At 71.3% G+C, this 20,783-nt stretch carries 23 protein-coding genes; 9 read left to right on the top strand and 14 right to left on the bottom strand.

The window, feature by feature from the left end:
• Window positions 1-177: 177 nt before the first annotated feature.
• Both A5481_RS27585 and A5481_RS27580 read left to right on the top strand, forming a co-directional pair.
• On the top strand, window positions 178-972 hold the full coding sequence (locus A5481_RS27585; RefSeq protein ID WP_048431900.1) for an inositol monophosphatase family protein: 795 nt from the start codon (window positions 178-180) through the stop codon (window positions 970-972).
• Between the two features lie 74 nt (window positions 973-1,046).
• The gene (locus A5481_RS27580) at window positions 1,047-1,607 is read left to right on the top strand and encodes an adenine phosphoribosyltransferase (protein ID WP_156311691.1); all 561 of its coding nucleotides are present in this window, start codon (window positions 1,047-1,049) and stop codon (window positions 1,605-1,607) included.
• Between the two features lie 58 nt (window positions 1,608-1,665).
• On the opposite strand, the gene purQ is transcribed toward A5481_RS27580, so the two are convergent.
• The gene (purQ, locus tag A5481_RS27575) at window positions 1,666-2,352 is read right to left on the bottom strand and encodes a phosphoribosylformylglycinamidine synthase subunit PurQ (protein ID WP_048431901.1); all 687 of its coding nucleotides are present in this window, start codon (window positions 2,350-2,352) and stop codon (window positions 1,666-1,668) included.
• Window positions 2,349-2,591 (bottom strand): phosphoribosylformylglycinamidine synthase subunit PurS, encoded by a 243-nt coding sequence (purS, locus tag A5481_RS27570; protein ID WP_048431902.1) that lies wholly within the window; start codon window positions 2,589-2,591, stop codon window positions 2,349-2,351. The genes purQ and purS overlap by 4 nt, the downstream gene beginning before the upstream one ends.
• A 218-nt stretch (window positions 2,592-2,809) precedes the next feature.
• Between purS and A5481_RS27565 the strand changes: the two genes are divergently transcribed.
• From A5481_RS27565 to A5481_RS27550, 4 genes are all read left to right on the top strand, one after another.
• Window positions 2,810-3,547, top strand: a complete 738-nt coding sequence (locus A5481_RS27565; protein ID WP_053082213.1) for a helix-turn-helix transcriptional regulator — start codon at window positions 2,810-2,812, stop codon at window positions 3,545-3,547.
• A 113-nt stretch (window positions 3,548-3,660) separates the two neighbouring features.
• Window positions 3,661-4,326, top strand: a complete 666-nt coding sequence (locus tag A5481_RS27560) for an acyl-homoserine-lactone synthase (RefSeq protein ID WP_053082214.1) — start codon at window positions 3,661-3,663, stop codon at window positions 4,324-4,326.
• A gap of 11 nt (window positions 4,327-4,337) precedes the next feature.
• Window positions 4,338-4,649, top strand: a complete 312-nt coding sequence (locus tag A5481_RS27555; RefSeq protein ID WP_064504433.1) for a hypothetical protein — start codon at window positions 4,338-4,340, stop codon at window positions 4,647-4,649.
• A gap of 89 nt (window positions 4,650-4,738) precedes the next feature.
• Window positions 4,739-4,966, top strand: coding sequence for a hypothetical protein (locus A5481_RS27550; RefSeq protein WP_048435973.1), 228 nt, complete (start codon window positions 4,739-4,741; stop codon window positions 4,964-4,966).
• Window positions 4,967-5,583: 617 nt separating this feature from the next.
• Here A5481_RS27550 and A5481_RS34270 read toward each other — a convergent pair.
• The 7 genes from A5481_RS34270 to gap all read right to left on the bottom strand — a co-directional run bounded on the left by A5481_RS34270 (window position 5,584) and on the right by gap (window position 12,670).
• Entirely contained in the window at window positions 5,584-6,087 is a 504-nt protein-coding gene (locus A5481_RS34270) for a hypothetical protein (RefSeq protein ID WP_156312004.1), read from the bottom strand.
• Between the two features lie 599 nt (window positions 6,088-6,686).
• Complete coding sequence (locus A5481_RS27545; protein WP_082173348.1) at window positions 6,687-7,748, bottom strand: tetratricopeptide repeat protein; 1,062 nt, start codon at window positions 7,746-7,748, stop codon at window positions 6,687-6,689.
• Window positions 7,749-7,750: 2 nt separating this feature from the next.
• On the bottom strand, window positions 7,751-8,467 hold the full coding sequence (locus A5481_RS27540) for a thiamine phosphate synthase (protein WP_048435972.1): 717 nt from the start codon (window positions 8,465-8,467) through the stop codon (window positions 7,751-7,753).
• 157 nt (window positions 8,468-8,624) lie between these two features.
• Window positions 8,625-9,710: a class II fructose-bisphosphate aldolase gene (gene fba / locus A5481_RS27535; RefSeq protein ID WP_048435971.1), complete on the bottom strand. Its 1,086-nt coding sequence runs from the start codon at window positions 9,708-9,710 to the stop codon at window positions 8,625-8,627.
• 87 nt (window positions 9,711-9,797) lie between these two features.
• A complete protein-coding gene (locus tag A5481_RS27530; protein WP_048435970.1) occupies window positions 9,798-11,000 on the bottom strand; it encodes a phosphoglycerate kinase in 1,203 nt (400 codons plus the stop codon).
• 49 nt (window positions 11,001-11,049) lie between these two features.
• Window positions 11,050-11,541 carry a hypothetical protein gene (locus A5481_RS27525; protein WP_048435969.1) on the bottom strand — a complete coding sequence of 164 codons (492 nt, stop codon included), beginning with the start codon at window positions 11,539-11,541 and terminating at the stop codon, window positions 11,050-11,052.
• A 121-nt stretch (window positions 11,542-11,662) separates the two neighbouring features.
• A complete protein-coding gene (gene gap / locus A5481_RS27520; protein WP_048435968.1) occupies window positions 11,663-12,670 on the bottom strand; it encodes a type I glyceraldehyde-3-phosphate dehydrogenase in 1,008 nt (335 codons plus the stop codon).
• A gap of 508 nt (window positions 12,671-13,178) precedes the next feature.
• Here gap and A5481_RS27515 point away from each other — a divergent pair.
• The 3 genes from A5481_RS27515 to A5481_RS27505 all read left to right on the top strand — a co-directional run bounded on the left by A5481_RS27515 (window position 13,179) and on the right by A5481_RS27505 (window position 15,192).
• Window positions 13,179-14,333, top strand: a complete 1,155-nt coding sequence (locus A5481_RS27515) for a GGDEF domain-containing protein (RefSeq protein ID WP_064504432.1) — start codon at window positions 13,179-13,181, stop codon at window positions 14,331-14,333.
• 137 nt (window positions 14,334-14,470) lie between these two features.
• The gene (locus A5481_RS27510; protein ID WP_048436223.1) at window positions 14,471-14,758 is read left to right on the top strand and encodes a DUF4164 domain-containing protein; all 288 of its coding nucleotides are present in this window, start codon (window positions 14,471-14,473) and stop codon (window positions 14,756-14,758) included.
• Window positions 14,759-14,811: 53 nt separating this feature from the next.
• Window positions 14,812-15,192 carry a cell division protein ZapA gene (locus A5481_RS27505; protein ID WP_048436222.1) on the top strand — a complete coding sequence of 127 codons (381 nt, stop codon included), beginning with the start codon at window positions 14,812-14,814 and terminating at the stop codon, window positions 15,190-15,192.
• A 300-nt stretch (window positions 15,193-15,492) separates the two neighbouring features.
• On the opposite strand, the gene guaB is transcribed toward A5481_RS27505, so the two are convergent.
• The 5 genes from guaB to minE all read right to left on the bottom strand — a co-directional run bounded on the left by guaB (window position 15,493) and on the right by minE (window position 20,776).
• On the bottom strand, window positions 15,493-16,986 hold the full coding sequence (gene guaB / locus A5481_RS27500) for an IMP dehydrogenase (RefSeq protein WP_048436221.1): 1,494 nt from the start codon (window positions 16,984-16,986) through the stop codon (window positions 15,493-15,495).
• Window positions 16,987-17,162: 176 nt separating this feature from the next.
• Window positions 17,163-18,707 (bottom strand): flavin-containing monooxygenase, encoded by a 1,545-nt coding sequence (locus A5481_RS27495; protein ID WP_048436220.1) that lies wholly within the window; start codon window positions 18,705-18,707, stop codon window positions 17,163-17,165.
• A complete protein-coding gene (locus A5481_RS27490) occupies window positions 18,704-19,606 on the bottom strand; it encodes an alpha/beta hydrolase (protein WP_048436219.1) in 903 nt (300 codons plus the stop codon). The genes A5481_RS27495 and A5481_RS27490 overlap by 4 nt, the downstream gene beginning before the upstream one ends.
• Window positions 19,603-20,430 carry an SDR family NAD(P)-dependent oxidoreductase gene (locus A5481_RS27485; protein ID WP_048436218.1) on the bottom strand — a complete coding sequence of 276 codons (828 nt, stop codon included), beginning with the start codon at window positions 20,428-20,430 and terminating at the stop codon, window positions 19,603-19,605. Before A5481_RS27485 ends, A5481_RS27490 begins: the two co-directional genes overlap by 4 nt.
• A 103-nt stretch (window positions 20,431-20,533) precedes the next feature.
• The gene (minE, locus tag A5481_RS27480; RefSeq protein ID WP_064504434.1) at window positions 20,534-20,776 is read right to left on the bottom strand and encodes a cell division topological specificity factor MinE; all 243 of its coding nucleotides are present in this window, start codon (window positions 20,774-20,776) and stop codon (window positions 20,534-20,536) included.
• Between the last annotated feature and the right edge of the window lie 7 nt (window positions 20,777-20,783).

Here is a 20,783-nt window from a genome sequence, read left to right as displayed (position 1 = left end):
TTGCGCGAACCGATGTGACACGCCGCGCGATGCGGCTTAGAGGCAACCATCAGTGGGGCTGCCCGCGCCGGCACGGCGCGAGCCGCCCGTCCTTTCCTTCCCGTCATGCAGGGCGCCCGCGCCCGCCACCCCAGGATCCGCCATGACCCCGACCCGCAACCCGGGAGCCGCCGTCCGATGATCGTCTCTCCCCTGATGACCGTGATGATCGACGCCGTGCGCAAGGCGGCGCGCGGGCTCAAGCGCGACTTCGGCGAGATCGAGAACCTGCAGGTCTCGCGAAAGGGCCCTGGCGACTTCGTCACCGCCGCCGACCGCAAGGCCGAGGCGACCCTGCGCGAGGCGCTGATGAAGGCGCGGCCGGGCTACGGCCTCGTCATGGAGGAGAGCGGGGTCATCGAGGGCCAGGACAAGACCCATACCTGGCACGTCGATCCTCTCGACGGCACCACCAACTTCCTGCACGGCGTGCCGCATTTCTGCATCTCGGTCGGCCTCGAGCGCGAGGGCACGATCGTCGCCGCGGTGATCTACGAGCCGATCAAGGACGAGCTCTACATCGCCGAGCGCGGCAAGGGCGCCTTCCTCAACAACAAGCGCCTGCGGGTCGCCGGCCGGCAGGATCTCGCCGACAGCCTCGCGCTCTACGGCTCGCCCTATCTCGGCCGCGGCAGCCATCCGCGCCTGCTCAAGGAGCTCGCCGCCGTGATGGCGGTGACCGGCGGCGTGCGCCAGACCGGGTCGGCCGCCCTCGACCTCGCGGCGGTCGCCAGCGGCCGGGCCGACCTCTACTGGGAGCGCGACCTCCAGACCTGGGACATGGCGGCGGGCCTGCTCCTGGTGCGCGAGGCCGGGGGCTTCGCCGGCAGCGCCGACGGCGGCGCCGACCCGATGACCGCGCGCTCGGTCGCCTGCGGCAACGAGGTGCTGCAGCGCGAGCTGGTCGCCATCCTGCGCAAGGTCGGCGGCTGACGCGCCCGCCCGGGCCGGGACCCGCCGGTCCGGGTTCCCGCCCCGCCCCATCCTCCAATCCGAAGGTCTTCCCCATGGACCGCAGCACCGTGGACCCGCGCACCCTGTCCGCCCTCAAGGACGCGATCCGCTCGATCCCGGACTACCCGAAGCCCGGCATCGTGTTTCGCGACATCACCACCCTGCTCGGCGACGCCCGCGCCTTCCGGCGCGCGGTGGACGAGCTGGTGCATCCCTTCGCGGGCGGCCGGATCGACCAGGTCGCCGGCATCGAGGCGCGGGGCTTCATCCTGGGCGGCGCGATCGCCCACCAGCTCTCCTCGGGCTTCGTGCCGATCCGCAAGAAGGGCAAGCTGCCCCACACCACGGTCTCGATCGCCTACGCGCTCGAATACGGCACCGACGAGATGGAGATCCACTCCGACGCGGTGAAGCCCGGCGACCGGGTGATCCTCGTCGACGACCTGATCGCCACCGGCGGCACCGCCACGGCGGCGGTGGAGCTGCTGCGCCGGATCGGCGCCGAGGTGGTGGCGGCCTGCTTCGTCATCGACCTGCCGGAGCTCGGCGGCGCCGACCGCCTGCGCGCCCTCGACCTGCCGGTGCGCACCCTGATCGAGTTCGAGGGGCACTGACGAGAAAGGCGGGCCGCCAGGCCCGCCTCCCGTCGTCCTCACGTCGCGTCGGCTGCCCTCAGGCCGCCTTGGCCAGGCTCTCGAACAGGCCGCGCCCGTCGGTGCCGCCGACGAGGCCCTCGACGAAGTTCTCCGGGTGCGGCATCAGCCCGAGCACGTTGCGGGCCTCGGAGTAGATGCCGGCGATCGCGTTGAGCGAGCCGTTGCGGTTGGCCTCGACCGTGAGCCCGCCGGCCGCGTCGCAGTAGCGGAAGGCGACCCGGCCCTCGCCCTCGATCCGCGCCAGCGTCTCAGGATCGGCGAAGTAGTTGCCCTCGCCGTGGGCGACGCAGACGTCGATCACCTGGTGCCGGGCATAGGCCCGGGTGAAGGCGGTGTCGGTGCGCTCGACCCGCAGGGTCTGCCGGTGGCAGATGAAGCGGCGGTTGACGTTGCGCATCAGCACGCCCGGCAGGAGGCCGGACTCGCACAGGATCTGGAAGCCGTTGCAGATGCCGAGCACCAGGCCGCCCCGGGCGGCGTGCGCCCGCACCGCGTCCATGGCGTGGGCCCGCCCGGCGATGGCGCCGCAGCGCAGGTAGTCGCCGTAGGAGAAGCCGCCGGGCAGGACCGCGAGGTCGGTGCCGGCGGGAAGTTCGGTCTCGGTGTGCCAGACGATGGTCACCTCGGCGCCGGAGAGGCGCAGGGCCCGGGCGACGTCCCGCTCGCGGTTCGAGCCCGGGAAGACGACGACGGCGGCCTTCATCGGGCGATCTCGACGCGGTAGTTCTCGACCACGGTGTTGGCGAGCAGCCGGTCGCAGGCCGCCTTGACGGTCGCCTCGGCGGCGGCCTCGTCGGCGGCGTCGACCTCGACCTCGAAGAACTTGCCCTGGCGCACGCCAGCGATGCCGGTGATGCCGAGCGAGCGCAGCGCGCCTTCGATCGCCTTGCCCTGAGGGTCGAGGACGCCGGTCTTCAGGGTAACGGTGACGCGCGCTTTCATCGGCCAGACCTTCGACAGCGGAGGGCTTCTTTCAGGCTCCCGATAGTGCGGAACGGGTCCAGAGGCAACGCCGCGCGCGCGGCCCGCGGCGCTGCGGCGATTGATCTTTGCTGGCGGGATTCTAAAAGTATTCAACGGTGGCGGGCAATCGGGTCACGGGCGGGTCCGCGTCGCACGAGGACGGCGCGGGGTTCAGAGCGGGGTTCAGGGGTCGGGTCATGGCGAACGCCGATGATGCGTTCATTCGTCAATCGTTCGACCTGATCGACGGCCTCGACGGCCTGTCGGACCCTCTCGACGTGCAGAAGACGATTTTCGATCTCGTCGCCCGCTGCGGCTTCTCCTACTTCGCGATCACCCGGCTGCCGCAGCCCGGCGAGCGGATCGGCCCGAACCTGCTGCTCAGCGTCTGGCCGGAGGGATGGCTGTCGCACTACGATCAGGTCGGCCATTACCGCCACGATCCGGTGGTGCGGCACTGCCTGCGCACCACCGAGCCCTTCGCCTGGAGCGAGGTGACCGACGATCCGGAGGCGACCCCGCAGACCCGCCGGGTGATGGAGGAGGCGCGCGAGCACGGCATGGGCGCCGGCTACTGCGTGCCGATCCACGATGCCCACGGCTTCCAGGGCGGGATTTCGATGGCCGGCGAGCGGATCGACCTGCCGCCCCGGGTGCGCCGCGCCGTCCACCTGCTCGGGCTCTACGCCTGGTCGGCGGCGGCCCGCACGACCCAGCAGCGGCCCAAGCCCGCCGGCCGGCTCCTGAGCGCACGCGAGCGCGACGTCCTGTCCTTCGCCGCCCAGGGGCGCACCCGCGAGGAGACCGCCGACCTCCTCGGCGTCTCGATCGAGACCGTCTCGACCCACCTGCGCAACGCCCGCAGCAAGATTGGCACCCGCAACACCACCCACACGGTGATCGAGGCCCTGCGCCTGCGCGAGATCACCCTCTAGCCGGCGCCCGCGGGCGTTTTTTTCGCAAAGTCGCACTCGCTCTACCGGTTTTCGGGGATACCGGCCGGCGCCGTCCTCTGGCCTTATGGGGCCGGACCGAGGGACGTCAGCGCATGATCCGCCTCCACGTCATCGACCCGGCGCGCCGTGGCACCTACGCGGACGCGCTGGCGCAGCACCACGCCCTGCGCCGCACCGCCTTCGAGGAGAGCCGCTGCCGGGCGCTGCGGGCCGTCGACGCCGCCGGGCGCGACCGGTTCGACACCGAGGCCACGCTCTACCTCCTCGCCATCGACGGCGACGGCCGGGTGGCGGGCGGCACGCGGCTCCTGCCGGCCGACCGGCCGACGCTCCTGAGCGAGATCTTCCCGCACCTCGCCGAGGTCCGCGGCATCGATCGCGGCCCGGGGGCGTGGGAATGCACCCGGTTCTTCGCCTCGTCGCGCTACCGCGAGGAGCGGCCGTTGTCGCGGGCGGCCGGGATCGTGGCGGCGGGCCTGATCGAGCACTGCCTCGAACACGGCATCCCGCGGCTCACCGTCGTCGTCGAGACCTACTGGATCCCCCAGATGGCCGAGTTCGGCTGGCGCCCGCGGCCGCTCGGCCTGCCGGTCGCCTATGCGGGCGCCTCGCTCTGCGCCGTCACGGTCGCGACGACCGAGGAGGCCCTGGCGGAGACCCGCGCGGCCTACGGCATCGTCGCCTCCGTCCTGGCCCGTCCCCGCACCCCGACCCCGCCGCCGGACCGAGACCGGGCCGGACGCGGCCTGGCAGCCTGAGGTCGCACGCGATGTCCCATCACGACGGCACCCGCCTCTTCACCCGGATCGCCCGCCAGGGCTCGCGCCAGGGTTCTAACCAGGAATCCCGCGAGGCGGCCCGCCAGGGCTCCCGTCAGGCCGTCTCCCGCACCGTGCGGCCGCCGGGCGGGATGCGCGCCCCGGCCGACCTCCTCGCCGAGCACCTGATCGAGGCCTACCGGCACGCCGCCGCGTGCGAGGACCCGGTCGCCCTCGACCTGATCCGGCTGGCGCTCGGCCATGTCGGCCGCACCTACCCGCCGTCGGACATGATCGCCGCCGAGGAGGGACACCGGCCGTGACCCTCGGCGCATCCCGTCCCGCCCGAACCCGCGCCCGCCGCGGGCCGACCCCACCCCAGACCCGCTCAGCACCCCATCAGGCACGCACCATGGCGCCCGCTTTCCACGTCCCCCCGTCGTCGACCGATCTCTCGCAGGCCGCCAGGGCCGAGATCCAGGTGCTGCGCCTCGCCGCCGGCATCCTCGACCTGCAGCGCACCGCGAGCCCGCAGATCCGCGACCTGCCCTCCATGCAGGCGATGTTCCGCGCCGCCTCGGCGGTGTTCGACGAGCTCGGCTTCGGCGAGGAAGAGGCCGACCGGTCGATGTCGTCCTGAGGGAGCCGCAGGCGCGACCGGCCGCATCTCGAGCGGCAACGTCCTTCGGCGCGACCCGCAGCACCGCAAGCAGCATTACCTCGCGGGCGGATAGTTCGCCCGCTCAGGATCTTGTTCGGTCACGGGGCGTCGTGGGCGAACTCGCGGTCATTCGTGCGGCCTCGCTCGGGCCGTGTGGGGCGAAGAGGGCGACCGGCGCGCGAGGGCCGGGCTCCTCCGGTAGCTCGCATCTGTTCTGTTCCGAGCGCAGGCTCAGGCGCGCAGGCCGGCGGCCGATGCCGGCGACCAGCCCCGGAGGAGCGTGGCGCCCGGCCGAAAGCGCTACGAAAGAGTGGCTGCCCCCTGCATCGCGCCTCGGCTCACGGTGCTGATGTGCCTATCCGCCTCACGACCCGCAGGTCATGCGCTTGCCGCAGATCCGTCTCGGGAAGGTCGAGCTTCTCCGTGAAGTCAAGCTCACCGGACGTGGCGGGCATTTCGTCGGGACAAACGCGCCTCCACCGGTTGGCAAAGTTGGAAGGCGCACCATATTATGCTAGAAATCATGTCGTTGGCACATTCCAACGTGCACTCTGTGGAGGCCCCATGATCGCATCGACCGAGATCATCAAGCTCAGCTAAAGATCTTCCATTAGCTTTTCGTAATGCGACTGAAGTTCTGGAAGATGGCCAAAAACTGAGTTCAACAAGCTAATTTTCCTCTCGGTGGTAAGGGACGAAAAAATATCGTCTCTTATTACCCTGATGGCATCGTCGACCAACTCGGCAAGATCGTTAAAATGTATTAGATTTTCGATAGTGCGCTTGTTGAGATACGATATGTCGTCATTCAGATTTCCGATGACCGTTCGTTTTTGAGATGTCAATATAATTACTCTGTACGTAGGCTCCGTCGTGATCTTTCCGATAAGATATTTCTTGTTAGCATTGCTAAATTGTTGATTGTAAGATTCCATCATGATTTGAAGCTCTTGTCGTATGGCGAGCTTGAGCCTCCGCTTCTTAAAAAGGCTCGCAACAAAAACTCCGAATAATCCGGTGACTATTCCGACTTCGATCCGGCCAATTTTGTCTCCCTTAAAATAATTCCAAAGCTGCTCAAGAAGTTCCGGTATCGTCATATGCCATAATTCCTTGTTATGTCAATAATTTTGCGCTCTAGCGCAGCATCGAATTTAATTTAAATATCTCGTCAGAGCAACACCGCTTCGGTCGTCGAAACGTCCTAGACCGGGTGTGATCCTAGAGCACATTACGACGGCGTGCATACCGGTTCATCGTAGAAGATACGCCAAAATCAAAGGCCGGAGCAGCGCTTGCGGTGCTTCTCCAGCTGCCTTCCTGGGTGGATCGGAGACGAAACAAGCATACCGGCTTCAGTCTCAATCGGGGCAGGGCAGCACGCTATCCGATCGCGTTGCCTCGGTAACACTGGGGCAATGCTCAGGGTCGCGAAATTCAAGCTCGGTCGCAAGCCCCTCTCACCCCCGAATGCTCCGTCCATTCTCGCGGCAGTCGCCCGGGAGAAGGCACGAGCCCGCACGAAGCATACGCCTGCCCGCACTTCAGCCGTCGGTGTCGCACGCCGTACGCGGTGTCGCCGGGAGCCGTCGCGAGCACTTAGCTTGGCAGGGCGTCATAAAGTCCCGCCTTTGAACGAACTCGTTCGCAGGCGCGAGACGAGCCCGAGCGGGCGTCGGCGCTGATGCGCCGGCTCCGCTCACGGCCCCGCCCGGTCGGCCGCCAGCCGCTCGGCGCGGGTCTTCTCCTCGGGGCCGAGCCCGGCCACCGCCTGGGTCAGCCAGGCGTCGGACAGCCCTTGCGCCCGCGCGGCCAGGTCCCAGGCCGCGGCCTCGACGAGGTTCTTCGGGACGCCGCGGCCGCTGGCGTAGAGGCGGGCGACGCGGTTCTGCGCCACCGCGTTGCCCCGGAAGGCGGCGTGGCGGAAGTAGCGGGCAGCCCGGACCTCGTCCTTCGCGACGCCCTCGCCGTTGAACAGCAGGATCGAGTACTCGACCTCGCCGGCGAGGTCGCCGTTATCGGCGGCGCGGCGGAACCAGTCCGCCGCCTTGGCCGGGTCCTTCGCCAGCCCACGGCCCTGGAGGTAGAGCACGCCGAGCGCGTGCTGGGCCGGGGCCAGCTCCTGGTGGGCGGCCTGGCGCAGCAGCTCGGCGGCCCGGGCGAGGTCCGCCGGCACGCCGGTGCCGAGCAGGATCAGGGCGAGGTTGTAGCTCGCGGTCGCGTCGGCCCGGGCCGCGGCCTTCTCCAGGAGGGCGCGGCCGGCCGCCTGGTCCTTCGGCACGCCGCGGCCCTCGATCTGCATCATGCCGAGGGTCGCCGCGGCGTGCGGATCGCCGAGATTGGCCGCGAGCCGGTACCACTCGGCGGCCCGCGCCGGATCCTGGCGCACGCCGAGGCCCTGGCTGTAGAGCTCCGCCAGCAGGGTCATGGCGGGAAAGTCGGTCTTGTTGGTCTCGAGCCGCTTCGTCGCCTCCCGGAACGCGGTGACGTAGAAGCCGCGCTGGTAGGCGCCGTAGGCGAGGTCGGCCTTCGGGTCCTTCGAGGGCGCCGGCGGCAGCGAGATCGCGCCCGGCAGGGTCTGGTTCGGCGCGCCGAAGGTCTGGACGCCCGGCAGGGCCGGCGCGGGGGCGGTGATCGTGGGTGCGGGCGCCGCGGGCGTCGGCTTGGCCGCGGCCGGCCCGGCCGCGAGGCCCGATATCCCCAGCGCCGCCAGGCCCGAGGCCCGCAGGAGTGCCAGCGTCGCGAGGCGGAGCGTCCGCATTCTCACCCCTCCCCGGCCGGCCGATGATCCTGGATCATCCTCTGCGCCTCGGCCACCGCGGCCTCGCCCCCCTCCCCCGCCCACAGAGCGGGATCGAGGCCGATGAACTCGGCCCCGGTCGCGACGAGGTCCGGGACCGCCGCGAGGTCGCGGGCGAGCGCGATGCAGGGCGTCTCGAAGATCTCGACCCACCAGGTCAGCCGCGCCACGAGGTCGTCGAGGCCGAGCTTCGCCTCGTCGCCGAACAGCACGTAATCCGCCCCGGCCTCGCCGGCCTCCATGGCGGCGTGCTTGGTGCGCAGGCGCCCGACGCCCAGGATGCGGCCGTCGCGCAGGCGATCGCGCAAGGAGCGCAGCGGGCTCTCGCCCGCCTCCTCCTCGTCGTCGGCGTCGCCGGCCTCCGGGGGGCCATCCGCCTCCGCGAGGTCCGTCGCTCCGTAATTCGCCGGCACGTGGACGCCGTCGGCGCCGGAGCGGGAGGCCACGGTGGCGAGGTCGGTGGTCCCGCCCCCGGCGAGCACCAGGGCCGCACCGGCCTCCTGAACCGCGGGCGCCACCGCCTTGACGGCGTTGACCAGCGCGCGTTCGTCGCCGGGCGGCAGGCGCAGGATCACCGCGGCGACGTCGCCGGCCTCGACCGCGCGCGCCAGGCGCTGGCCGAGGTCCGGGCCGGCCTCGGGGGCCGTGAGGAGGATCAGGCGGGTCTGGGGTTCGGCCATCGGGAGTTCAGTCGAGCCTGCGAAGGGGGACGAAGACGCACGGGCAACACGCGCACCGGCACGAAAAGCATGGGGCGGACGGCCCTTCGGCCGCCCGCCCTGCTGCATGGTCAATGGGGCGGCGATGCGGCGCGGGCGGCCCGCGCCGGGCGCGCCCTTACTCCGCGGCGGCCTTGTGGGCGGCGAACGACGGGTCGAGCTTGCCGGCGGCGTAGCGCTTGGCCATCTCGGACAGCGCGACCGGGCGGATCTTGCCGGCGTGACCGGCGGTGCCGAACTCCTCGAAGCGCTGCTTGCAGAGCTTCTGCATCGCGTCCATCGCCGGCTTCAGGTACTTGCGCGGGTCGAACTCGGCCTTGTTCTCCTGCAGGATCTTGCGGATCTGGCCGGTCATCGCCATCCGGTTGTCGGTGTCGATGTTGATCTTGCGCACGCCGTGCTTGATGCCGCGCTGGATCTCCTCGACCGGCACGCCCCAGGTCGGCTTCATCTCGCCGCCGTATTGGTTGATGATGTCCTGCAGGTCCTGCGGGACCGACGAGGAGCCGTGCATCACCAGGTGGGTGTTGGGCAGGCGGCGGTGGATCTCCTCGATCACGTTCATCGCCAGCACCGCGCCGTCGGGCTTGCGGGTGAACTTGTAGGCGCCGTGCGAGGTGCCCATGGCGACCGCGAGCGCGTCGACCTTGGTGGCCGCGACGAACTTCTCGGCTTCCGCCGGGTCGGTCAGGAGTTGGTCGTGCGACAGGGTGCCCTCGGCGCCGTGGCCGTCCTCGGCCTCGCCCTGGCCGCTCTCGAGCGAGCCGAGCACGCCGAGCTCGCCCTCGACCGAGCAGCCGGCCCAGTGCGCCATCTCGGTCACCTTGCGGGTGATCTCGACGTTGTAGGTGTAGTCCGCCGGGGTCTTGCCGTCGCTTTTCAGCGACCCGTCCATCATCACCGAGGTGAAGCCGTACTGGATCGCGGTGGCGCAGGTCGCCTCGTTGTTCCCGTGATCCAGGTGCATGCAGACCGGGATGTGGGGATAGATCTCGACGAGGCCGTCGATCAGCTTGGCCAGCACGACGTCGTTGGCATAGGCGCGGGCGCCGCGGCTCGCCTGCAGGATCACCGGCGAATCGGTGGCGTCGGCCGCCGCCATGATGGCGAGGCCCTGTTCCATGTTGTTGATGTTGAAGGCCGGAACCCCGTAGCCGTGCTCGGCGGCGTGGTCGAGGAGCTGCCTGAGCGTGATGCGCGCCATGTCGAAATCCTCCGAGACTGTCGATGTTGCTGGATTATAGCGGACGAGCAGGTCGGCGTCCTAACCCCGCCGACCTGAACGGAACCCTCAAGCTTTTTGGCGCAGGGCGTCGACGCCCGGGAGCGGCTTGCCCTCGAGCCATTCGAGGAAGGCGCCGCCGGCGGTCGAGATGTAGGTGAAGTCCCCCGACACGCCGGCATGGTTGAGCGCCGCCACCGTGTCGCCGCCGCCCGCCACCGAGACGAGCTTGCCGGCCTTGGTGCGCGCGGCCGCGTGGCGCGCCGCCGCCACCGTGCCCTGGTCGAAGGGCGCGATCTCGAAGGCGCCGACGGGGCCGTTCCACACCAGGGTCCTGGCGTCGTCGATCGCCGCCGCGATCCGGTCGACCGACAGGCCGCCGATGTCGAGGATCATGCCGGTGTCGGGAATCGCGTCGACCCCGTAGGTGTGGTGGGGGGCGCCGGCCTTGAACTCCTCGGCCACCACGCCGTCGACCGGCAGGATGATGGCGCAGTTCTTTTCCCGCGCCGCCTCGATGATCGCCTGCGCGGTGCCGGCCAGATCGCGCTCGCACAGCGACTTGCCGACGCCGAGGCCGGCCGCGTGCAGGAAGGTGTTGGCCATGCCGCCGCCGATCACCAGGGCGTCGACCTTGGCGACGAGGTTCTTGAGCAGGTCGATCTTGGTCGAGACCTTGGAGCCGCCGACGATCGCCACCACCGGCCGGGCCGGGGCCTCGAGGCCCTTGGTCAGCGCGTCGAGTTCGGCCTGCATCAGGCGCCCGGCATAGGCCGGCAGGACGTGGGCGAGCCCTTCCGTCGAGGCGTGCGCCCGGTGGGCGGCGGAAAAAGCCTCGTTGACGTAGACGTCGCCGTTCGCGGCGAGCGCCTCGACGAAGGCGGGATCGTTCTTCTCCTCGCCGGCGTGGAAGCGGGTGTTCTCCAGCATCAGGACGTCGCCGTCCTTGAGCGCCGCCACCGCCGCGGCGGCCGTCTCGCCGACGCAATCCTCCGCGAAGGCGACCGGGCGGCCGAGCTCCCTGGCGGTCGCCTCGGCGATCGGGCGGAGGGACTCGGCCGGGACCGGCTTGCCCTTCGGGCGGCCGAAATGGGCGAGCAGGACGATCCTGGCGCCGGCCTCGACGAGCTCGTGCAGCGTCGGCAGCACGCGCTGGATGCGGGTGGAATCGGTGACGCGGCCCTGGTCCATCGGCACGTTGAAATCGACGCGCACGAGGACGCGCTTGCCCTTCAGGTCGCCGGCATCGTCGAGGGTACGGAAACGGGTCATCGGCGGGGGCACCTTACAAGCGGGAATGGCGGGGATGGCGGGCGCCGGCTCAGCGCAGCGGGATCAGGCCCTGGAGGTTGAGGCGCTGCGCCACCAGGGTCAGAGCCACCGTCAGCACGGCGGTGACGAGCGCGGTGAGCATCAGGGCGCCGAGGCCGGGCAGGCCGCGGGTGCGCTCGGACAGGGCCCGGACCTCGTTGCGCAGGGCCGCGAGGTCGGCCTGGCGGGCGGCCTCGTTCATGCGGGCGCCGGCCGCCTCGACCCGGTCCTCGACGCGGCCGAGCAGCGCCTCGGAGCGGGCGTACTTGTCCTCGATCCGCGAGGCCTTGTCCTCGATCCGGGCGAGCTGGTCGGCGACCTGGCTCGGCAGCGGGGGCGTCGGCGCATGGGACGCGGGCGCGGCAGAAACCTGCACGGGCGCGACTTGTGCGGGTGCGGCTTGCGCGGGCGAGGCTTGTCCTTGGAGGGCCTGCGCGGGGGCCATCTGGCCCTGCGGCAGGGGAGCGGTCGCGGGGCGGGCGGAGGGCACGGCGTCGGTCATCGGCGGATCCTCGGGGGCGAATCCTGCGGGGCGAATCTTGAAGGTCGACGAGGGCGGCCCCGCCGGGGGACCGCCCGGGAGACGGTCCGGCCTCCCGGGGGAGGCCGGACCGTCATCGGCGTCAGATCAGCTTCGCCATCGCGATGGCGGTGTCGGCCATGCGGTTCGAGAAGCCCCACTCGTTGTCGTACCAGGTCAGCACGCGCACGAAGGTGCCGTCCATGACCTTGGTCTGGTCGATGTGGAAGGTCGAGGAATGGGGATCGTGGTTGAAGTCGATCGAGACGTTCGGGGCCTCGGTGAAGCCGAGCACGCCCTTGAGCGGGCCGTTCGCCGCCGCCTTGATCGCCTCGTTGATCTCGGCGACCGAGGTGGCGCGCTTCGAGTTGAACTTGAAGTCGACGACCGAGACGTTCGGGGTCGGCACGCGGATCGAGGTGCCGTCGAGGCGGCCGTTCAGCTCCGGCAGCACCAGGCCGACGGCCTTGGCGGCGCCGGTCGTGGTCGGGATCATCGACAGGGCCGCGGCGCGGGCCCGGTAGAGGTCCTTGTGCATCTGGTCCAGCGACGGCTGGTCGTTGGTGTAGGAGTGGATCGTCGTCATGAAGCCGCGCTCGATGCCGACGGCGTCGTTGAGCACCTTGGCGACCGGGGCGAGGCAGTTGGTGGTGCACGAGGCGTTGGAGACCACGAGGTGGTCGGCCGAAAGCTTGTCGTGGTTCACGCCGTAGACGACCGTGAGGTCGGCGCCGTCCGCAGGAGCGGACACGAGGACGCGCTTGGCGCCGGCATCGAGGTGGAGCTTCGCCTTGTCCTTCGAGGTGAAGATGCCGGTGCATTCCATCGCGATGTCGACGCCGAGCTCGCGGTGGGGCAGCTCGGCCGGGTTCTTGATCGCGGTGACGCGGATGCGCTGGCCGTCGACCACGATGTGGTCGCCCTCGACCGAGACGGTGCCGGGGAACTTGCCGTGGACCGAATCGAAGCGCAGCAGGTGGGCGTTGGTCTCGACCGGGCCGAGATCGTTGATGGCCACGACCTCGATGTCGGTGCGGCCGGCCTCCTTGATGGCGCGCAGGACGTTGCGGCCGATGCGTCCGAAGCCGTTGATGGCGACCTTGACCGTCATGTGTGCTCTCCCTTGAGGGCTGGGTGATCGGGGGGTATCGGGCCGCGGGGGCCGGGCCCCGCGGCGAGCCGGGCCGCGCGGCGGGCGCCGGGGCGACGGGCGTGGGGGATGACCGGGCGGGGCCGGGCCGGGCCGCCGGATCGCGCTGCGCTCGTGGTCCCGGACGCGCCGGCCGTCCCGGCGGGGACGGCGCTGGCGGGGGGCACGGGAGGCGTCACGGCAGCTCGTATCTGTCTGTCCGCCGGCGACAGCCGCCTGGCGGGGCGCCGGCTTCCTAACATGGCGCCGGGGCGTGTCAAACTCAGGGCCCAGCTTGGGGAAAACCCGTTCCGGAGCCCCGCGGGCGGTCTCCCGCCCCGGAATCGGCGGCGCGATCGGGCTTCGGCATCTGTAACGATCCGGTCAGGCCCGACTTAACCATGCCGCACGACGGGTGAGAGACGGCCCGTTCTGTAACCAAATTTACGCCGGATCGCAGGTAGGTCGTCGAGTACAGGTGACGACAGCGATGCAGATCGATCTTCATACCCTCTACGCCCTGATCGTCGGGACGCTGCTCGTCGCCGTCGCGATGACCTTGTGGGAGCGTCAGGCCCATCCGGCGCGGGCGCGCGTTCTCGGGATCTGGGCCGGCGCCTACCTGTCCTTCGCGGCGGGCCTCGTCGTGGCGATGAACCGGGCCCTGGTGCCGGGCGTCGGCGGCGCGGCGCTCGCCAACCTGCTGATCGTGGCGGGGTACCTGCTGGTGTTCCACGGCGCGGCGAGCCTCGACGGGCCGGCGCGGCTGCGCCGTCCGCTGGCGGTGCTGGCGGCCCTGGCGCTCCTGTGGGCCACGGTCGGCGTGCATTTCCCCGGGGCGTTCTGGAACTACGTCGCGTCGCTGCCGATCGTGCTGGCCTGCGGCCTCACCGCTCTGGCCGTCCGGCGCAGCCGCACGGCCCGGGGCCTGCGCTCGCGCCCGGTGGTGATCGCGATCGCGGCCGGCCACGGCCTGTTCAACCTGGTGCGGGCGGTCCTGACGCCGTTCCTCGTCGCCGCCTACGGCGAGGCGCTGCTGCCGGTCTTCGGCAAGATCACGATGTACGAGGGCGTGCTCTACTCGGTCGCGATGCCGATGAGCCTGATCGCGCTGGTGCGCGAGGAGGCGCAGGCCCAGGCGGTCGCGGCCTCGCGCACCGACTACCTCACCGGGCTGTCCAACCGCCACGGCTTCTTCGAGGAGGGCGAGCGGCTGCTGCGGGACCGCGGGCCGGACCGGCCGGCGGCGCTCCTCGCCTTCGACCTCGACCACTTCAAGGCGATCAACGACCGCCACGGCCACGCCGCCGGCGACGCGGTGCTGCGGCTGTTCGCCGAGACCGCCCGCCGGATCGCCGGGCCCGACGCCCTGGTCGCCCGGCTCGGCGGCGAGGAATTCGCCGCCCTGCTGCCGGGGCGCGACGTCGCCGCGGCGCGGCGGACCGGCGAGGAGATCGCCCGCCGCTTCGCGGGCGCGGGGCGGCAGGGCGAGGGCCCCGGCATCCCGGCGACGGTCAGCGTCGGCCTCGCGGCGGCGCGGCCCGGCCTCGACGACCTGTCGTCCCTGCTCTCGGCCGCCGACCGCGCGCTCTACCGCGCCAAGGCGGGCGGGCGGAACCGCCTGGAGGTGGCGGCCGCCGCGTGATCCGCCCCCGCTATCCCCAGCGCGGGCTTCCCGCCCGGGGCGGCCCCGGCCCGGCGATTGCGAGGTACGGCCCTGGCCTTTAGGGTTTCGGTCACGTAGTCCCGCGTTTCCAGTCGGCGTTTCATTCGGAGGTGAGCATGACCGCAGCGGTGGAGGATGCGCTGCGCCGTCTCGAAGCCTCGGTGGCCCTGCTCGAATCCGCGGTGGCGCGCCGGCTCGACGCGGAGCGCAGCCACGGCGATCTCGAGACCGAGCTGGAGATCATGCGCGACGACCGGGCCCGGCTCGCCGCCGAGCTCGACGGGGCGACCGCCCGCCTCGCCGAGATGCAGTCGGTGACCGACGAGGTCGACCATCGCCTCGGCCGCGCCATCGGCTCCGTCGAGGGCGTGCTCGGCCGCACCGGCGAGCGGGGCGAGGGCTGACGTCCGGGACCCGGTGTCCTGGACGGGCGTTTCAAGCGTGCGAGGAGGGGGCGATGCCTCAAGTGACGGTCACCATCGCCGGCAAGACCTACCGCATGGCCTGCGGCGAGGGCGAGGAGAGCCACCTGGAAGGGCTGGCCGCGAGCTTCGACGCCCGCATCGGCGACATGCGCAAGGCCTTCGGCGAGATCGGCGACATGCGTCTGCACGTGATGGCGGCGCTCACCCTCGCGGACGAGCTCGCCGAGACCCGGCGCCGGATGGAGGCGATGGAGCGCGAGACTGCGGCCCTGCGGGAATCCGCCAACGCCGGCACCGCCGAGCGCGAGGGCGCCGAGGCGCGGCTGGCCGAGACCGTGCAGCGCACCGCCGAGCGGATCGAGCGACTGGCGAAGCGGCTGGGGCCGGTGCCCGGAGGGGCGCAGGGGGGGTGAGCCCGCCAGTGGTTCACCTGAATAGCTCACTGCGCATACTGACGAGCAGAGCGCGTCCCCCTCTCCCGTGTGGGAGAGGGGTTAGGGGTGCGGGTGGCACGGTTCTGAGTCGCCTCTGACCGTGCCGCTACCAGCACCACGCTCAGTGATTCATACGGAAGCGTGTCACCCTCACCCCCGGCCCCTCTCCCACACGGGAGAGGGGAGACGCGCCCCTTCTTTTCCCAGGACAGCCCTGCCCACTCGGGAGAGGGGATCCCGCGACTGATATTTATCGAGTCGCGTCCGGTCGAAGGCCGGTCATACCCGCCCCGGATAGTTCGGGCTCTCGCGGGTGATCGTCACATCGTGGACGTGGCTCTCGCGCAGGCCCGCATTGGTGATGCGGATGAACTGCGCCTTCTCCTGCATCTCGGGGATCGACGGGGCGCCGACATAGCCCATGGCGGCGCGAAGCCCGCCCGAGAGCTGGTGCAGCACCGCGGCGACCGGGCCCTTGTAGGGGACCTGGCCCTCGATGCCCTCCGGCACGAGCTTGTGGGTGTCGCTGACCTCGGCCTGGAAGTAGCGGTCGGCCGAGCCGCGCGCCATGGCGCCGACCGAGCCCATGCCGCGATAGCTCTTGTACGAGCGGCCCTGGTACAGGAACACCTCGCCCGGGGCCTCGTCGGTGCCCGCGAGCAGCGAGCCGAGCATCGCCACCGAGGCACCGGCGGCGATCGCCTTGGCGAGGTCGCCCGAATACTTGATGCCGCCGTCGGCGATCACCGGCACGTCGGCCTCGTTGCCGGCCTCGACCGCCTCCATGATGGCGGTGAGCTGGGGCACGCCGACGCCGGCGACGATGCGGGTGGTGCAGATCGAGCCCGGGCCGATGCCGACCTTGATCGCGTCGGCGCCGGCATCGATCAGGGCCTTCGCGCCCTCGCGGGTCGCGACGTTGCCGGCGATGACCTGGACGGCGTTCGACAGGGTCTTCACCCGGCGCACGCTCTCCAGCACCTTGGCCGAGTGGCCGTGGGCGGTGTCGACCACGATCACGTCGCAGCCGGCATCGATCAGGCGCTCGGCCCGCTCGAACCCGCCGTCGCCGGTCGTGGTGGCGGCGGCGACCCGCAGGCGGCCCTGCTCGTCCTTGATCGCGTTCGGGTAGGCGACCTGCTTCTCGATGTCCTTGACGGTGATGAGCCCGATGCAGCGGTAGTGGTCGTCGACGACGAGCAGCTTCTCGATGCGGAACTGGTGCAGCAGGCGCTTGGCCTCGTCCTGGGTCACGCCCTCGCGCACGGTGATCAGCCGGTCGCGGGTCATCAGCTCGGCGACCGGCTGGCTCTGGTCGGTGGCGAAGCGCGTGTCGCGGTTGGTCAGGATGCCGGCGAGCTTGCCGCGCGAGCCGTTGGGGCCGCGCTCGACCACCGGGATGCCCGAGATGCCGTGCTGGCGCATCAGGAGGTAGGCGTCGGCCAGGGTCTCGTCCGGGTGGATGGTGATCGGGTTGAGCACCATGCCGGATTCGTACTTCTTGACGAGCCGCACCTGCTCGGCCTGCTCCGGCGGCTCGAGGTTGCGGTGGATCACCCCGAGGCCGCCGTTCTGCGCCATCGCGATGGCCATCCGGGCCTCGGTCACCGTGTCCATCGCCGAGGCGATGATCGGCATGTTGAGCTTGATCGTGCGGGTGAGCCGCGTGCCGAGATTCACCTCGGCCGGCATCACCGAGGATGCGGCGGGACGGAGCAGGACGTCGTCGAAGGTCAGGCCCTCGATGATCGTATCGGTGCTGATGCGGGCCATGAACCAACTCCTGGTGCGTGCGGCGTCCACGGGCATGAGGCACCCCTGGACCGGCCGCGAAATCGGCGTCGCGCCGGGCGATTTGCCCGGCCAATGCCTGTCTTGAGTTGGCACCGGCCGATAGCATGCGTCCGTGACGGGCGCAAAGCACTATCGCCGCAGCGCAGCGATGCGATTCACGACTCTTGCGCGGCGCGGGTCCGGCCCCGGGCCGGCGTCAGGACGAATTCGCTCCAGTCCGGCACCCGCATCGCCCGCTGGTAGGCGAGGACGGTGCCGGGCCAGAGCGCGACGTTGCGGCCGGCGGCGTCCTGGTACCAGCTGGCGCAGCCGCCTTGCTGCCAGATGCTCCCCGCGAGCCGCGCCTCGAGGTCGGCGAGGTCGCGCGCCTGCGCCTCGGGCGTCGGCTCGATCGCCGACAGGTCGCGCGCCCGCATCTCGGCGAGGCAGGCGAGCACGTACTCGACCTGCGCCTCGATCATCAGCACCACGGAGTTGTGGCCGAGACCCGTATTGGGGCCGAGCAGCATGAAGAAGTTGGGGAAGCCCGCGAGCGCGACCCCGCGATGCGCCGCCACCCGCTCGCCCCAGGCGCGCGCCAGGATCAGGCCGTCGCGGCCGACCACCGGCACCCGGGCGAGCGACGCGGTGACATCGAAGCCGGTGGCCAGCACCAACACGTCGAGGGGGTGGTGGCGGCCATCCGCCATCGTCACGCCGTCCGGGGTGACGGTTCGGATCGGATCGGTCTCGAGCGTCACGTTCGGCCGGGCCAGGGCCGGGTAGAAATCGTCCGAGATCAGCACCCGCTTGCAGCCGAGGCGGTAGGGCGGGGTCAGCCGGGCGCGCAAGGCCGGATCGGCGACCTGCCGGCGCAGGTGGTGCCGGCTCGCGGCTTCCGCGAGGCGGGTGAGGCGCGAGACCCGGATGAAGCCGAGCGCCGCCCGCGCCTCCCGCACCCGGAACTGGACCTCGCGCAGGGCACGGCGCGCGGCGGGCAGGCGGCGGAACAGCGCCTGCATCCGCGGGCCGATCGGCCGGTCGTTGCGCGGCATCACCCAGGGGGGCGTGCGCTGGAACAGGGTGAGATGCCCGACCTCTGGCGCGATCGCCGGCACGACCTGGATCGCGCTCGCCCCCGTGCCGATGATCCCGACGCGCCTGGCCCGCAGGTCAACGCCGTGGTCCCAGCCCGAGGTGTGGAAGAGCGATCCTAGAAAGGTGTGCAGGCCGGGGATCGCGGGCAGCGCCGGATGGTGCAGCGCCCCCATGCCGGAGACCAGCACCCGGGCCTCGAGCGGGCCGCGATCGGTCTCGACCCGCCACAGCGCCCGCGCCCCGTCCCAGACCGCGCCGGTGACGGCGGTGGAGAGGGACAGGTGCCGCCCCAGGTCGAACCGGTCGACCAGGTCGCGCAGGTAGGCGGCGATCTCCGGCTGGCCGGCATAGGTCCGGCTCCAGTCGGGCTTCGGGGCGAAGGAGAGCGCGTAGAGATGGGCCGGGATGTCGCAGGCGGCGCCCGGATAGGTGTTCTCGTGCCAGGTGCCGCCGACCCCGTCCGCCTTCTCGACCACCAGGAGGTCGTCGATGCCCGATTGCCGGGCGCGGATCGCCATGGCGAGGCCGGAGAAGCCGGCCCCGATCACCAGGAGGTCGAGGGGCTTGTCCGGCCAGGGTGCCGGCGGGACGGGCGCCGTCGGCGGGGCGGGCGCGTCCGTCATCGCACCGCCTCCGGCGCCCGGGCGTGGGCCTTCAGAAAGGCGGCGGCCTCCGACAGGGAGCGGCGCGCCTCCGGCAGGAACGACTGGGCGAGCTGCCAGACATGCGGCACCACCGGCCAGGTCTTCACGGTGGCATCGACCCCCGCCGCCCTCGCCTTCTCGGCGAAGCGCACGGAATCGTCGCGCAGCACCTCCCGCTCGCCGACGTGGAACAGGAGCGGCGGCAGGCCCGCCGGGTCGCCTTCGAGCGGCGAGACGAGCGGGTCGGCCGGGTCGTGCCCGGCGAGGTAGAGGTCGACGAGGTGCTGCAGCTTGGCGGGATCGAACATCGCGTCGCGGCGGGCATTCGTCCGCATCGACTCGCCGCGGCCGAGCATGTCGGTCGAGGGCGAGAACAGCACGGCGGCCTGCGGTTGCGGCAGGCCGTCCCGGCGCGCCCGCAGCATCAGGGCGAGCGCCAGGTTGCCGCCGGCGGAATCGCCCGCGACGCTCGCCGCGCCTGCCGTCGCGAAGGCGGACCAGCAGGCGGCGGCATCGTCGAGGGCGGCCGGGAACGGGTGCTCGGGGGCGAGGCGGTAATCGGGGCAGAACACCCGGAAGCCGCGTGCGGCGAAGCCCCCGGTGAACGGCCGGTGGGTGCGGGGCGAGCAGGCGATGAAGCCGCCGCCATGCAGGTAGAGCAGGCGCGGGGCGTCCGGCGCGAGGTCCGGGCGCTCGGCCCATTCGCCCGGGACGCCGCCGACCTCGCCGTCGCGGAAGACGATGCCGGGGCGATCGGGGAAGCTTCCCTGGTTCATGACTCGCCGGATCGCCGCGACGTCGCCGCCGGCCCGGGCGATCTTCGGCCGGACCTGCCAGCGGATGATCCAGGTGAAGAGGTGGGCGCGCAGGCTCGTCATGCGGTTCGCTCCATGGCGCGGGCGAGAAGCGACCAGTAGCGCACCGGCATCAGGCGCTGGATCAGCGCCACCTGGGCGGCGTCGCGGCCGACGACGATGCGGGGCTCGCGCCGGGCGATGCCGCGCAGGATGCGCGCCGCCGCCGCCTCGGGCGAGAGCCGCAGGAAGCGCTCGGCGGCGTCCTTGCCCCGGGCGACCTCGGCGGGATCGAGGCGCGGTCCGGCCCGGGCGCTGCGGGCGATTGACGTGGCCACGCCCCCGGGATGCACCACGCTGACGCCGAGATTCGTGCCGGCATATTCGTGCCGCAGCGCCTCGGAGAAGCCGCGCACCGCGAACTTGCTCGCCGCATAGGCCGTCTGGCCCGGCGGGGCGACGATGCCGTAGAGGCTCGACAGGTTGACGATCTGCGCCGCCGGCCGGCCCTCGAGGACGGGCAGGAAGGCATGGGTCATCCGCACCACGGCGCGGAAGTTCACGTCCATCAGCCAGTCGAAATCGGCGAGCTCGACATCGGCGAAGCGGCCGGCGAGCGCGACGCCCGCATTGTTGACCAGGAGATCGAGCGGCCCGTGCCGGGCGGCCACCGCCGCGGGCAGGGCCGCGATGGCGTCGGCCTCGGCGAGGTCGAGGATGTGGGCGCTCACCTCGCGCCCGAGGGCCCGCACGACGGCCTCGCTGCGGGCGAGCCCCTCGGCATCGCGGTCGATCAGGACGAGGCGGGCGCCGCTCCGGGCGAGGCCCGCGGAGAGCGCGGCCCCGATCCCGCCGCCGGCCCCGGTGACCAGGGCCAGCTTGTCCTGCAAGGGGAAGGCGTCCGCCAAAGCATGCTCCGTCCGGCCCGGGGAATGCCTGAGATTGGCCGGGCGGGCCGCGAGCGCAAGGGGCGGACGCCGTGCGGTGGACCGCCGTCGGCCGCGCGGCGGCTCAGGCCGCGCGGTGCAGCGTCTTCGGCAGCTCGACGTCGATCTCCAGGGTCGAGACGGAATTGCCCCGCTCCATGGTGATCTTGACCTTGTCCTGGTCGATGGCGACGTGCTTGGCGATCACCGCCAGGATCTCCTCGCGCAGGGTCGCGACGAGGTCCGAGTTGCCGAAGGCGGTGCGCTCGTGCGCCAGCAGGATCTGAAGGCGCTCGCGCGCCACCGGCGCCGTTCCGCGCCGCGACAGGAAGCTC

Source organism: Methylobacterium platani (assembly GCF_001653715.1).
Lineage (GTDB): Bacteria > Pseudomonadota > Alphaproteobacteria > Rhizobiales > Beijerinckiaceae > Methylobacterium > Methylobacterium platani.
Note: the sequence above shows the minus strand (reverse complement) of the source record. Positions and strands in the feature narration are given on the sequence as shown.

What these genes read in the sequence shown, in the direction of transcription:
- A5481_RS34270 (WP_156312004.1), bottom strand. Translation starts at nt 6,087, where the DNA reads ATGACGATACCGGAACTTCTTGAGCAGCTTTGGAATTATTTTAAGGGA.
- A5481_RS27530 (WP_048435970.1), bottom strand. Translation starts at nt 11,000, where the DNA reads ATGACCCGTTTCCGTACCCTCGACGATGCCGGCGACCTGAAGGGCAAG.
- A5481_RS27510 (WP_048436223.1), top strand. Translation starts at nt 14,471, where the DNA reads ATGACCGCAGCGGTGGAGGATGCGCTGCGCCGTCTCGAAGCCTCGGTG.
- A5481_RS27585 (WP_048431900.1), top strand. Translation starts at nt 178, where the DNA reads ATGATCGTCTCTCCCCTGATGACCGTGATGATCGACGCCGTGCGCAAG.
- A5481_RS27505 (WP_048436222.1), top strand. Translation starts at nt 14,812, where the DNA reads ATGCCTCAAGTGACGGTCACCATCGCCGGCAAGACCTACCGCATGGCC.
- guaB (WP_048436221.1), bottom strand. Translation starts at nt 16,986, where the DNA reads ATGGCCCGCATCAGCACCGATACGATCATCGAGGGCCTGACCTTCGAC.
- A5481_RS27560 (WP_053082214.1), top strand. Translation starts at nt 3,661, where the DNA reads ATGATCCGCCTCCACGTCATCGACCCGGCGCGCCGTGGCACCTACGCG.
- A5481_RS27580 (WP_156311691.1), top strand. Translation starts at nt 1,047, where the DNA reads ATGGACCGCAGCACCGTGGACCCGCGCACCCTGTCCGCCCTCAAGGAC.
- A5481_RS27515 (WP_064504432.1), top strand. Translation starts at nt 13,179, where the DNA reads ATGCAGATCGATCTTCATACCCTCTACGCCCTGATCGTCGGGACGCTG.
- A5481_RS27490 (WP_048436219.1), bottom strand. Translation starts at nt 19,606, where the DNA reads ATGACGAGCCTGCGCGCCCACCTCTTCACCTGGATCATCCGCTGGCAG.
- A5481_RS27555 (WP_064504433.1), top strand. Translation starts at nt 4,338, where the DNA reads ATGTCCCATCACGACGGCACCCGCCTCTTCACCCGGATCGCCCGCCAG.
- A5481_RS27545 (WP_082173348.1), bottom strand. Translation starts at nt 7,748, where the DNA reads ATGCGGACGCTCCGCCTCGCGACGCTGGCACTCCTGCGGGCCTCGGGC.
- A5481_RS27565 (WP_053082213.1), top strand. Translation starts at nt 2,810, where the DNA reads ATGGCGAACGCCGATGATGCGTTCATTCGTCAATCGTTCGACCTGATC.
- A5481_RS27525 (WP_048435969.1), bottom strand. Translation starts at nt 11,541, where the DNA reads ATGACCGACGCCGTGCCCTCCGCCCGCCCCGCGACCGCTCCCCTGCCG.
- A5481_RS27550 (WP_048435973.1), top strand. Translation starts at nt 4,739, where the DNA reads ATGGCGCCCGCTTTCCACGTCCCCCCGTCGTCGACCGATCTCTCGCAG.
- purQ (WP_048431901.1), bottom strand. Translation starts at nt 2,352, where the DNA reads ATGAAGGCCGCCGTCGTCGTCTTCCCGGGCTCGAACCGCGAGCGGGAC.
- purS (WP_048431902.1), bottom strand. Translation starts at nt 2,591, where the DNA reads ATGAAAGCGCGCGTCACCGTTACCCTGAAGACCGGCGTCCTCGACCCT.
- A5481_RS27540 (WP_048435972.1), bottom strand. Translation starts at nt 8,467, where the DNA reads ATGGCCGAACCCCAGACCCGCCTGATCCTCCTCACGGCCCCCGAGGCC.
- fba (WP_048435971.1), bottom strand. Translation starts at nt 9,710, where the DNA reads ATGGCGCGCATCACGCTCAGGCAGCTCCTCGACCACGCCGCCGAGCAC.
- gap (WP_048435968.1), bottom strand. Translation starts at nt 12,670, where the DNA reads ATGACGGTCAAGGTCGCCATCAACGGCTTCGGACGCATCGGCCGCAAC.
- A5481_RS27495 (WP_048436220.1), bottom strand. Translation starts at nt 18,707, where the DNA reads ATGACGGACGCGCCCGCCCCGCCGACGGCGCCCGTCCCGCCGGCACCC.